8 protein-coding genes are annotated in these 13,514 nt (G+C 31.8%); all 8 read left to right on the forward strand.

Going from position 1 to position 13,514, the window contains the following annotated elements; genetic code table 11:
• Nucleotides 1-2 precede the first annotated feature (2 nt).
• The 8 genes from BM212_RS05590 to tnpB all read left to right on the forward strand — a co-directional run bounded on the left by BM212_RS05590 (nt 3) and on the right by tnpB (nt 13,116).
• Nucleotides 3-719 (forward strand): ABC-three component system middle component 1, encoded by a 717-nt coding sequence (locus BM212_RS05590; RefSeq protein ID WP_072693389.1) that lies wholly within the window; start codon nt 3-5, stop codon nt 717-719.
• Nucleotides 716-3,364, forward strand: coding sequence for an AAA family ATPase (locus tag BM212_RS05595; protein ID WP_091897070.1), 2,649 nt, complete (start codon nt 716-718; stop codon nt 3,362-3,364). Before BM212_RS05590 ends, BM212_RS05595 begins: the two co-directional genes overlap by 4 nt.
• A gap of 323 nt (nt 3,365-3,687) precedes the next feature.
• Nucleotides 3,688-5,310, forward strand: a complete 1,623-nt coding sequence (locus BM212_RS05600; RefSeq protein ID WP_072693387.1) for a type I restriction-modification system subunit M — start codon at nt 3,688-3,690, stop codon at nt 5,308-5,310.
• On the forward strand, nt 5,303-6,508 hold the full coding sequence (locus tag BM212_RS05605) for a restriction endonuclease subunit S (RefSeq protein WP_245750938.1): 1,206 nt from the start codon (nt 5,303-5,305) through the stop codon (nt 6,506-6,508). The genes BM212_RS05600 and BM212_RS05605 overlap by 8 nt, the downstream gene beginning before the upstream one ends.
• A gap of 28 nt (nt 6,509-6,536) precedes the next feature.
• Nucleotides 6,537-9,587, forward strand: a complete 3,051-nt coding sequence (locus BM212_RS05610) for a type I restriction endonuclease subunit R (RefSeq protein WP_072693385.1) — start codon at nt 6,537-6,539, stop codon at nt 9,585-9,587.
• 82 nt (nt 9,588-9,669) lie between these two features.
• Nucleotides 9,670-12,066 (forward strand): AbiH family protein, encoded by a 2,397-nt coding sequence (locus BM212_RS05615; RefSeq protein ID WP_091897073.1) that lies wholly within the window; start codon nt 9,670-9,672, stop codon nt 12,064-12,066.
• A 500-nt stretch (nt 12,067-12,566) separates the two neighbouring features.
• Entirely contained in the window at nt 12,567-12,770 is a 204-nt protein-coding gene (locus tag BM212_RS05620; protein WP_072693380.1) for a hypothetical protein, read from the forward strand.
• The gene (gene tnpB, locus BM212_RS05625) at nt 12,757-13,116 is read left to right on the forward strand and encodes an IS66 family insertion sequence element accessory protein TnpB (protein ID WP_072693379.1); all 360 of its coding nucleotides are present in this window, start codon (nt 12,757-12,759) and stop codon (nt 13,114-13,116) included. The genes BM212_RS05620 and tnpB overlap by 14 nt, the downstream gene beginning before the upstream one ends.
• The last annotated feature ends 398 nt before the right edge of the window (nt 13,117-13,514 follow it).

Genomic DNA, 13,514 nt, shown 5'->3' on the forward strand with positions numbered 1-13,514 from the left:
AAATGTTAAAATATATTGAAAAAATAGTTAAAGAGTATAAAATCAAAACCTTAGATAAACAGGAAAGTTATAATTACTATGGTAACAATTCTGATTACTATATAGTATCTGAGTATAATTTTAAAGACTTTATTGACTTTTTTAACTCTGAAAAAACTAATAAAATTGTGGACGACTTTTTGTTTAAAAGTAAGAATAATAATGACTATATAAAAAATACTTCACTAATTATCTTGTTGAAAGTTAGTGATATAAAATATTTTATTGAAAATTATAAAAATCAAATGATGGCAGTAGAAGAAGATGAATACTTTTTTAGAAAGTATATAATAATTTATACTCAATCTGGTGTAGATGAATTAAATGATCTCTCTCTCAGCACTTTATTTGAAATGTTAGAGAAGCCTAGTAACATAGATAAGTTTGAAGTGGATACTTACTTTAGTGATGAATATTTTATAAATATGCAATTAGCAATCAAGCTTCCTTTTGTAACTATCCCAAAAAAAACAAGTAAATTTATATCTATGCAAGATAAAATAGATATTGCTATTAAAGAGAATATAGGTGCTACCAATATATTGAATGACTTTTGGGAGATCAAAAATATTAACAGTGATAACTTTTATAATAAATTTGAAGAAGAATTTCTTGACGAGAATAGTGAAGGGGAATTGTTGAAAGAAGTATATAAAATATTTAAGGACGGTGGAATATGATTATAAAAAAGGTATATATTAGTAATTTTAAAGGTATAAAGAATAAGATTATACTTGATTTTAGTGATAAAACTTCTTTACTCGTAGGTCCAAATGGGTTCGGTAAAACTACAATATTCGATGCAATTGAATTGGCTTTTACAGGGAAGATTCATCGTACAGATATATTAAAGGTAACGAAAGATAATAAAAATTACAAGAAGCCATTTTTTCAAAATGATGAAAACAAAGATGTAATAATAAAAGTTTGGTTAGAAAATGAGGATCAAGAACAATTAGTTATCGTTAAATTCTTTGATAAGGACTACTATCGAAAAAACCAGGTAACTGAAAGAAAAAATAAACCAAGTGACTTTTCTATTTTTAAGACATATACGGAAGATCCAAAAAAATTCGACAATGATGAATATAGTTCTGAAAATAGTAAAGTAATAGAGGATAAAGAAATTGAAAAATTTTTAAAGATTAGTGACAACCTTTTTAATGTTGAGAAAATTTACAAACTGTTTAATTATTTACAACAAGAAGAGACAACATATTTCTTGAAACAATCAGAAGAAAACAGGAAAAGGTCTTTAGGATTTTTATTTCAAACAAGTAAACAAGAAAATGAGTTAAAAAATATTTCTGAAGCAATAACGAAGCTAGATTCGATTTATGAATCTCTAGATAAAAAGATAGCGAGTTATAAAACAGCAGAATCATACAAGAAAGAGGAATATTATAAGTTAATAAAGGGAAAAGATATTGAATTCGATCAAGAAACGTTATTTGGAAATGAAAGTATAGTAGATTTAGAAGTAAAATACAAAAAATATACTGATGAAATTAATAAGATTATAGATTTTAAACAAAATTTTTCACCCAAAGAGTATCAAAAGAGAAATAAACTGAATTATATAGAAAATGTATTAAAGCAAGAAAATTTGTTAAATTATGTGGCTCTTAAAAATTACACTAATGAGAACACGATGAGTCTATTAGATAAAGAATATAGATACTTAAATAATAAACAATACGTAAAAAGTTTTATTTTAGAAAAATATTTTAATAAGGTTAGTTACTTAGAAAAAGAAAAAGTTCAATATAACCTCTATCGAGATTATATTAAACATTTAGAAAACGATGTATATAATGAGGATACAAAAAAGATTCAGGAAATTTGTAATAAAATATTTCCTGAAAAAACTAAAAGTTTGCTTGAAAAATTAGACGAATTATTGTTAATTCAAAAAATGGTCCAAGTGAATGATAATTCACTACAGAAAATTTTAGAAAATCGAAAGACAATTCATTATGAATATCACCAAAACCCTGACTTGAATGATAAGGGTATGTGTCCATATTGTGGTAAAAGTTGGGAATCAACAGAACTTGATCAAAAATTTATTGAAACAGAATCTATTATAAGTGATCTTATGAATATACAAAGCCGTAGAGCAATGGAATTGAAAAATCAGATAAAGAAAGCATATATAGATCCTATGTTAAGTATAATAAAAGAAAAGAGCGAAAATCTGACACTTATTGATGATGAAGTATTAGCGACTATTAAACAAATTGCAAATGCCAAATTAAACATTGATCATATGTACAAATTAACAGAAGGTTTTCGATTTGATGATAATATAAATGTTTTAGAATTAGACTCGAATGGATTAAATTTAATTTGTAATAAGGTTAAAAACTATATAGAAAGCAAAACATTAGTTAGTAGAGACTTATATGATGTGATTACGAGATTGAATACAATTTCTTTTAGTGAAGAGCTAAAATTTATTAAGAAATGTTTAGATGATTTAGATTTGAATGATTTTTCTTTACAGATTGATAGCAACCAACAGAAGTCTTTATTGGATCTTAAAAGTGTTACGAGATCATTTGATCAAAAGCTAACACAATCTAAGGAAAGGTTTAAATTTAGCCACGAAAAAGTGATTGATCTTGAAGGAATATATGATTTTTATTTTGACAATAATAGTCATAGATTTGAAGAAGTAACGATAGATCAAATAACAAAGAAAAAAAGATATATTCATAATCAGTATAAGTGGAAGTTAAATAAAAAAGTTAGTCGCATTGAAGAAAGAATGGATGTTATTCAATCTATGTTAGTTGAATTTGGAAAATTTAAAAAGGTATATGGAGATGAAATTACTTCCTATAAAAAAGAAATGATAGAAAGAATAAAATTCCCATTTTATCTATATACAGCAAAAATACTACAGAACTATCAACAAGGGTTTGGTATATTCTTGTCTACCTTGAAAAAGGATGACTCCATAAGATTTATAACAGATCCGACTACAGATCATGATGCTATGCACCATTTAAGTTCTGGACAAATAGCTGTAATATCACTTGCTTTTACACTAGCGATAAATAAAACATACAATATATCAAATAATTTAAAGTTTCTAGTAATAGATGATCCAATTCAAGATATGGATTCATTAAATATACATTCATTTATAGAATTGTTAAAGTATGAATTTAGTAGAGAATATCAAATTATACTCTCAACACACAAAGATTTTAGCGCTATGTACACTAAATACAAATTTGAGCGGTTAGAAGGAAATGGAGTAAAAGTAATAAACGTTCAAAATTTACTTCATAAATCTATTGAAATGTCAGATGATTAAATAAAGGAAGCTAACAACTAAAAAATGATAATCAAGTAGAATAGTATTTATTATGATTCTGCTTGATTTTCTATTATTGCAACTTAATAGTATTAGATGAAGCACGGTTGTCTTTTATCATTTCTATTCAATTTGGCTTTACTGTTGTTACTATTTGTAAGGATAAGTAGGCAAACTGTATGTTCGTTGGGCCTAATCAAACAGAAAAACTATTTGTATATCCCCAAATAGGTACAAAGTAAAATTTAAATATTGCAATATTTGTTTTATAATAAAAGAATGTAGCAAGTTAATCATTAAAGCAAATAGAGGAGTAACTTATAATGGCAAACCAGAATCCGAAAACAATTTATCAGTCACTATGGAACAGTGCGGATATCCTGCGCTCCAAAATGGATGCAAGTGAGTATAAAAACTATACATTAGGGTTAATTTTCTACAAATACTTATCAGACAACATGCTGCATCATGCGGCAGAATTATTGGAAGAAGAGGTCACTGATCTAAACGAAGCACAGCAAGTGTACGCTGATGCTTTTAACGATCCTGAAATCAAAGAAGACTTGATCGATGAATTGAAATTTGATTTTTCTTACGCCTTAGAACCAAATCTCACGTTTACGGCTTTGATGCAATCGATTTATAAAGGGAAATTTCAATTAGAAGATTTAGCGCAAGGATTTCGCAATATTGAACAGAGCAGCGAACTGTTTGAAAATTTATTTGAAGATGTAGATTTGTATTCCAGAAAATTAGGGGCTACACCGCAAAAGCAAAATCAAGTAATCTCCGATGTTATGAAAGAGCTAGCTACGCTAGATATGGCACATCAAGGAGACATTTTAGGGGATGCATATGAGTACCTGATCGGTCAATTTGCTTCAGATTCTGGGAAAAAAGCTGGAGAGTTTTATACACCGCAAGCTGTTTCTAGTTTAATGACACAAATCGTTGTTCAAGGAAAAGAAGATCAAAAAGGATTTTCCGTTTACGATCCGACTATGGGATCAGGTTCACTCTTATTAAACGTCAAAAAATATACGAATGAACCAGGTACCGTTAATTACTTTGGTCAAGAATTAAATACTTCTACTTATAACTTAGCTCGTATGAATATGTTTCTTCATAAAGTAGACGTAGCGAATCAGCATTTAAGCAATGCAGATACATTAGATGCAGACTGGCCTACAGAAGAACCAACGAACTTTGATGCAGTACTGATGAATCCACCTTATAGTGCAAAATGGACAGCAGATAAAGGCTTTTTAGACGAACCGCGCTTTTCAATGTACGGAGTACTAGCGCCTAAATCTAAAGCCGACTTTGCTTTCTTATTACATGGATATTACCACTTAAAAGATTCAGGTGTAATGGCTATCGTATTACCCCATGGTGTTTTATTCAGAGGAGCAGCAGAAGGCAAAATCCGTAAAATCTTGCTTGAAAATGGCGCAATCGATACAGTGATTGGATTGCCGGCAAACATTTTCTTTAATACAAGTATTCCAACAACCGTTATTATTCTAAAGAAAAATCGTGAAAATAAAGATGTTTTATTTATCGACGCTTCAAATGAATTCACAAAAGAAAAAAATCAAAACAAGTTAGAAGAAAAGCATATTGAAAAAATATTAAATACCTACAAAGAGCGTAAAGATATTGAAAAGTATTCCCATGCAGCAACTTATGATGAGATTGTAGAGAATGATTTTAACTTAAACATTCCAAGATATGTGGATACGTTTGAAGAAGAAGAACCTATTTCGTTAGCTGAAGTAGCACAAGACATGAAAGAAGTGCAAAAAGAAATTGCCGAATCAAATGCGGCATTAGCTCAAATGGTACAAGAATTAACTGCATCAAATGACGAAGCTCAGCAAGAATTAAATCAATTCATTGAACTCCTAGGCTTTAATGATGTGCAAGGCGGTGGACAATTTGAGTAGTAAAAGTCCTGAAATTAGATTTAACGGATTTACTGACGATTGGGAACAGCGTAAGTTATCAAAAGTGGTTAATGTAATGGATGGAGATAGAGGCAAAAATTATCCGTCAAAAGATGACTTCTCAAACAAAGAGCATACATTATTTTTGAGCGCAAATAATGTAACAAAGGAAGGTTTTTCATTTAAGAAAAATCAATATATTACTGAAGAAAGATCAAATGCTCTGGGTAATGGAAAACTTAAACACAATGACATTATACTTACTTCTCGTGGCTCAGTGGGGCATATTGCTTGGTATAGTAGGGAAGTTGAATCTAAAGTTCCTCATGCTCGTATCAATTCGGGAATGTTAATACTTCGATCGAATAATAATATTGAAGCAAATTTTATCTCTCAATATTTAAAATCACCAATTGGAAAACGTCAAATTGATTTAATTAGTTTCGGTTCAGCACAACCCCAGTTGACAAAAAAAGATGTTTCAAATTACAACATTTCTTTACCAGATAGACAAGAACAGCTTAAGCTTGGGAAATTTTTCACTGATTTAGATAAAACTATCGCTCTTCATCAACGTGAGTTAGATAACTTGATCAAAAGTAAAAAAGGGTTTCTTCAAAAAATGTTTCCGAATAATAATGAAAGTACTCCTGAAATTCGGTTTGAAGAGTTTGGTGAACCATGGAAAAAATATGAACTTGGATCATTAATAGAGTATGAACAACCTTCGAAATATATTGTGAAATCAACTGATTATGATAACAGTTTTAAAACTCCAGTTTTAACAGCTGGAAAAAGTTTTGTCTTGGGATATACAAATGAAACAGAAGATATAAAGATGGCAAGTGCTTCAAATCCTGTAATCATATTTGACGATTTTACAACAGGATCTCATTATGTTGACTTTCCTTTTAAAATCAAGAGCTCAGCTATGAAATTACTAAGCCAAAGAACAGAAGGAAATGATTTTTACTTTCTGTATTATATTTTAAAAAATATTTCGTATGTTCCGCAAAGTCACGAGCGTCATTGGATATCGAAATTTTCAGAATTCAGTGTAAAAATACCGTGTTATAATGAGCAACTAAAAATTGGTTCCTTTTTCAAACAACTTGATGACAGTATCAATCTTCATCAACAACACATAGAAAAGCTTAAACAAACCAAAAAAGCATTCTTACAAAAAATGTTCGTATAACTAATCAGTAGAGGAACGAGGTGAAACAATGGCAAATTTTACAGCTGAACAAGTACTGGAAGATAACTTAATTAAAAAGTTGATTAGCGGAGATTCGCAGTGGACTTATCGGGATGACTTGCATACTGAAGAGGAGCTATGGGAGAATTTCCGCCATAAGTTGGAGCTGAATAATAAAAGTACTTTAGATGGCAATCCGTTGACTGAACAAGAATTTAAACAAGTTCAAAACCAGCTGTTGTTTCCAAGTTTTTATGCGGCCGCGAAATGGCTGGCTGGAGAGAATGGTATTGCCAAAGTGCAAGTTCAAAGAGAAGATGCTGCTTTAGGAACCATTCGATTAAATGTTATCAACCGACAAGATGTTGCGGGCGGTATGTCTTCTTATGAAGTGATCAATCAATTCAAGTCAGATAAGAGGTCCATTGAAGATATGAATCGTCGGTTTGATGTGACGCTGTTGATCAATGGTTTGCCGATGATTCACATCGAATTGAAGAATCGTGCCCATCCTTATATGGATGCGTTCAGACAAGTGAAAAAATATTTAAAAGAAGGAAAATTTACAGGAATTTATTCTTCGCTTCAAATGTTTGTGGTGACGAACGGAACAGATACCCGTTATATTGCTTCTGCACAAGATACGAAGTTGAACGAACAATTCTTAACGAAGTGGGTCAATAACCAAAACCAGCCAGTAAATGATTACTTAGAATTTGCGGAAGAAGTATTATCTATTCCAATGGCGCATAAAATGGTTACGCAATATACAGTGATTGATCGAGATAAAAAAGCATTGATTCTGCTGCGTCCGTATCAAATTCATGCCATAGAGGCAGTTAAACAAGCGTCTCGTAACCAAAAATCAGGATATGTATGGCATACAACCGGTTCGGGTAAAACATTGACCTCTTATAAAGTGGCTCGGAATTTGTTGCAAATTCCTTCACTGCAAAAAACAATTTTTATTGTCGACAGAGTAGATTTGGACCAGCAAACCTCTGCGTCCTTCACTTCATATGCAGAAAATGACGTCATCAACATTGACGAAACAGAAAATGTAAATGATTTGATCAAAAAATTGCTTTCTGATGACCGCACAGTCATTATCACGACGATTCAAAAGCTAAATTTTGTGATGAAACGATTCGCCCATCAAGAAGGGTCGAAAAAGCATACCCAGTTAACTCAGTTGAAAATTGCTTTTGTCGTAGATGAATGTCACCGTGCTGTTAGTCCCGCAAAGCAAAGAGAAATTGAAGAGTTTTTCGTTCATTCTTTATGGTACGGATTTACAGGGACACCGATCTTTTTTGAAAATGCTAAAAAAGTGGTCGGAGACTTGCCCAGAACAACAGCGAAACAATACGGAGACCGACTGCATGAATATACCGTTAAAGAAGCAATTAATGACCATGCCGTACTTGGGTTTCAAGTGGAGTATAAATCGACGTTTTCTGAAGAAGAGTTAGATGGTGCCGTAATGGAACTCTCCGGTAGAAATGAACTAGACATGGGAGATATGAGCTCAGAAGACAAAGAAGCTTGGCTGCCTAAGTCTGTCTATGAAGATGAACGGCATATGCTGGAAGTCATTGACTCGATCATTAATAAGTCGCGTATGAAGTTGGGATTCCAAAAGGGATCTGGACAAACTTATAATGCTCTTTTGACGACTTCTTCTATTGCGCAAGCTCAGCGTTATTATGATTTATTTAAAATGGTCAAAGCAGGAGAAACAACCGTCACGATCGATGAAAAAACAAAACGGGTCTTGCCAGATTTTCCAAAAGTTGCCATCACGTATTCAATTAGTGAAAACGAAGAAGCATCCATTGCGAACCAAGAAAAAATGAAAGAATCACTAAGAGACTATAACGAAGAATTTGATACAAGTTATAAAATCGATACAATGCGTGCTTATAATCGAAACGTAAATGATAGACTATCTCGCAAAAAAGAAAAATATTTAGCGCGTGCGGAACAGTTGGATGTTGTTATCGTAGTCGATCGACTGCTTACCGGGTTTGATGCACCGTCTTTATCAACCTTGTTTATTGACCGGGCGCCGATGAAACCTCATGATTTGATCCAGGCATTTTCACGGACCAATCGTTTATTTGATAAACCGAAAAAATACGGACAGATCGTAACGTTCCAAACACCCACAACGTATGAACAAAAAGTAAAAGAAGCTTTGATTTTGTATTCTAACGGCGGAGAGAATGAAGTGCTTGCCCCAGAATGGGAAGAAGCAAAAGAAGCATTTATTGAAGCCATTACGGAATTAAAAGAATTGGTTGAAACACCGACCGAAGTAGACGGATTAAACCGAGCGGAACTTAAAAAATTCGTGAAAGCTTTCCAGAAACTAGATAAAACGTACGCTGCTGTTCAAGTATACACGGATTTTGATGTGGAACAGTTAGGTACAGAATTTCCAATTATTCCAGCTGAAATCGAAGAGTTTAACGGCAAGTATGTGAATGCCCTTGAAGAGTTGAAAGAGGATCCCAATGAAAAAGAACTCATTGAGATCAATATCGAATATGAACTAGAATCTGTGAAAACAGAAGAAATCAACTATGAGTACATTTTGCAGCTGATTCAAGCATTCGTGCCAAGCGGTGACGACGAATATGAATTGCTGGCTAGAGAAGACGCAAAAGCAACCGCTGAAGTGGATAAGTATATTGATGATCTGGCAAAAAACAACCCAAGATTAGCCGGAATCATGCAGAACCTTTGGGGCAACATTCGATTAAACCCAGAGAAATACCGTGATCAGAATATCTCTAACGTTTTAGAAGACGTCATCCAAAGCGAACAACAATACGTCATCGAAGACTTTTCACAAAAATGGCAAGTAAAGCAAGAAGAGCTGAGTTATGTAGTCGCCAACTACAGTCCTAAAAAAGACAAACAGAATGGCGAAAGCGAATTAAAAGAGTCTGCCAATTACTATGCCTACAAAGAAAAAGCTGAAAAACCAGTATCCAAACTAAAATACTGGAAACATGTACGTTCTGATTTTGAAGAAATAATGAAGAATGAGATCTTGCCGTTGCAACGGCGGTAAAGATTGTAACAAATATTAATTTATTTTAGTACTTATTAGACAATGATAAAACCTAACGTAGTCTGACTAGATCTCAGTTATTATGTATATAAAAGAAATACCTGAATTTTACTATGACCGGTTCTTTGAATGTATAGGTGATGAAGGGAAAGAAAGACATTTGGATAATAATTCAGAAAAAAATAGTAGTGATGGTACCAATCTGTTTGGTGAGAGAGAGAAAAAAGAAGATCAAAAAAGTAACTATGTCATAGTTGGAAATGGGTTTGATTTAAATTTAGGATTGAAGAGTTCATATAATAATTTTTTAGAAGAAACCATAAGGCAGTACAGACTTTATGACAATAATTTACTTTATGAATTCAACAATCTTTTTATCAAAGAATTTGATGGTAAAGAGTTAAACTGGTCTGATTTTGAAACGATTTTCGAAAATCAAATAATAGAAATAAATAAATCTTACATGCAAAGCAATAGTGATTATACAAATAATTTCAGAGTTGATAAAATTAACCGAAATTTGAGAGAGCTGGAAAAACTGTTCTATCATTATATAAAAAAAGAATATGAAAATTGGACAGAAAATAGAAAGAATAAAAAGAGTAAAATCAATAGGTTTTATAAAGAACTTTTTTCCAATAAAGATACCCATATACTTTCTTTTAATTTTACAAATGCTTTAAAGGATGTTCTTAAAGAAAACGGAATAACAAATTCAAATAACTACCAGCTTCATGGATCCCTAAAGGATAACAATATCATTTTCGGAGGGGGATTTACTGGAAGTGAAGGTTTAAAGAATGTTAATTTGAATGACTCATTAACCAACGATAAACTAGTGAGAATGAAAAATGATCCTACTTTATTTTCAAATAGACAAAGACTAATTCAAAATTTGAAAGCGAATAAGAATGAATCTTTCAATCTTTTTATAATGGGTCACTCTATTATAGGAAGCGATTTTATATTTCTTAAACCTTTTTTTGAAAAAGCTCACAAAATATATTTATTTTATCACGAGAAAGATTACTCTACAAAACTGCAATACTTTATAAAACAATTAGGAAGGGAGCAAGCTGAAAAGATATATCTTATACCATTTTTTAATGTTTTGCAGAAACAAGAAGATCTTGTTGTGATTGACGGTTTAGAAAATTATAATTTAGTAAAAGATAATTTTACTTTTTCAATTCCACAGGATAAAGAAAGTAGTTTGATCTTCGAAAATGTCCAAATAGACTCTCATAGTTTCATAGTTTACAAACTAAGGCAAATAAGTATAAATGGAAAGATAGAGTTAGAGAATCTATTAAAGGTACTAGAACAGTTCGAACAGGAATATACTGTCGAATTCCAACCGAATTTTGCAATCCACATACAGGAAGTTAAAGATAGCAAAGCATTATCAAAATTATTTGCGAATCGAGTTTTCAAGAATAGTTTAAAGTATGCTAATAGAATAGAAATCTTAAATTCTACGTTTGAATGGAAAGCTTTATATAATATAATAGATATTAACAAACTAGAAGAATGTATCATGAAAAATAATAATATAATCTTTGATGAAAGTAATAGTCAGTTTGACATATCCAAGCTTCCTGAAATGAAAAATTTACAAATTGAGAATAATGAGTTTCAAGACGATGCCAATGAACTTAATGTTAAAAGCATTTTTGAAATAACTATTGAACACTCATTAGCTAATATGTATAGGCTTATAGTGATATATAATAATAATTTGACTGTAAACCAGAAAATAATGGATATAGGAATAGAAAGCACAATTATAAAAATCCAAATAGATTCTTCAACTGCTAATGTACATTTTCCTAAAGTGGAACATTTAGAGATGTATGGTATAGATGATATTTCACTTCCAAGTATAACAATTAATAATAAAATAAGTGTTTTAAAAGTAAATGATTTTGCTGATGAAGAATTAAAATTGAGTATGTTTTTCCAGAAAGAAAATAATTTACTATCAAAATTGCAAGAAATAGAAATTAACAATATGTTTTTAAATACTCTAGAAGTTGATATTTTTTGTGATATTTTCAATTATTCTCCTATACTAAGATATAATACTGATAAAATTTATTTTTCGAAAATTATAAGTGAAAGTAACAAAAATGCTAAGGAATTAAACATATTAGATCTAATAGTAGAAAGAAGCGAACCGTTTAGATCCTCCTCTAAAACTAATGAGGAGAAAAATAAGGCAATTAAAAATATCATAATAATGGATGAACAAATCTCTGAATTTGTCGATGAATGGGGTATAAACAAAGAGAAACTTAATTTCTTCCTAGAGAATTATCAGTTAAAAAAAGAAATAAATATGCAAAATGGTTATCAGGAACTTCGTAGAAAAGAATATTTTCATAACAGCAGCAAAAGTAAAAATATGAACTATTTAGAGTATTCAAATGCGTTCAAAAATGAATTAAAGTTATTGGTTGAAAAGGTGCGAGATAACTAAAATACTTTTTTGATGAAAGGTATATACTGATTAATGTGCTTCGATGAAGTGATAGTGAACTTACACATAACAATAAAATTTTCTTAATAAACTTCTAATATAAATAGGGTAAGTTACTAAAGGAAAGTGAAAAAGGTTTCTTTAGATTTTAATCAGAAGGAGCAATATAAGAACTGATTTTATACAGCAAGTGAAGCTGTATAAAACATACAGAACAGTAGTCAAATACAATTTCTTCAGGGCATTCCAATAATGTATTATTGAAAATAGAATGAAATAGTAATTGAATTCTCTGTATTAACTGAAAAGTTTTAGGTTGATCATTTAAAATATATTAAATATAAAAAAAGCCTTCCATCATATCTAAGCAAGATTAGATATGATGGAAGGTTTTCAAAGAATGGGGAAATTAATTGTAAGCGATGAATAGCTAGGTACCTATGAGGCTTGACAGCCTCCTGTTAAACTTAAGACAGCTTAAGGATGCAGGAGGTTTTTATTTGGAAAACAAGAGACAAACGATCGTACCGGTAACATTGCAGAGTGATCCTATCTATCGTTCTGCAGGTGAGAAAAAACAGCCGACACAGAAATTAGTGGCGCAATTCAAACAGAATCAAGCGGAGCTGCTTATCTATGAAGGAATCAAACCCTCAACCTTGAGAGTGCTCCTTGCGGAGATGTCATCGAATGAAACTCGTTGACTTTACTCAAGTAGAGAATATTTTTATTGTGTGTGGTAAAACAGATATGCGCCGACAAATCGATGGGTTAGCCGCCACTGTCACGGAAGAATATGATATGGATGTATACAGTGAGGCACTCTTTCTGTTCTGCGGAGGAAAGAAAGACCGTTTCAAAGCGCTTTACTGGGAAGGCGACGGCTTCCTTCTCTTATACAAACGGTTAGAGAACGGAAAATTAAACTGGCCGCGTAATCAGAACGAGATCCAAAAGTTAAGCGCACAACAACTGCGTTGGCTGCTGGAAGGATTATCAATCGACCAGAAAGTCTCTGTTAAACCCGCAGTCAAAGGGAGTATAGCCTAAGAAACGAGAGAGAAATTGATAAAAAAATCAATGGCTCTCTCGTTTTCTGTTCCGGACTAGTGTAAACTTTAAGTACCATTTATGTGAGGAGAAGCAGACATGTCGATCAAGTGAGTATTGCGAAGAAATAGAGCCAGCTGTGCGGAGTTTAGAGCCAGTGATTGCGGAGAACTGAGCCACTGAGTGCAGAAGAAAGAGCCGCTCATAGTCATAGACTACAAGCAGCTCGTTCAAGCTTATTCTTCTAGTGCTTCGTCCATACATGCGATAGCTAATTTAACCATATCATCTGCCGATGGCTCTTCCTCGCCTAAGTAATAGGGAAGTAAAAGAAATTCTAATTCTTCCATCACTTCAGAAGGAAGGTAGCGATGAAAATAATGTAAAGCAATTCGTAT

Origin of the sequence: Marinilactibacillus piezotolerans (genome assembly GCF_900114235.1) — a bacterium.
Lineage (GTDB): Bacteria > Bacillota > Bacilli > Lactobacillales > Carnobacteriaceae_A > Marinilactibacillus > Marinilactibacillus piezotolerans.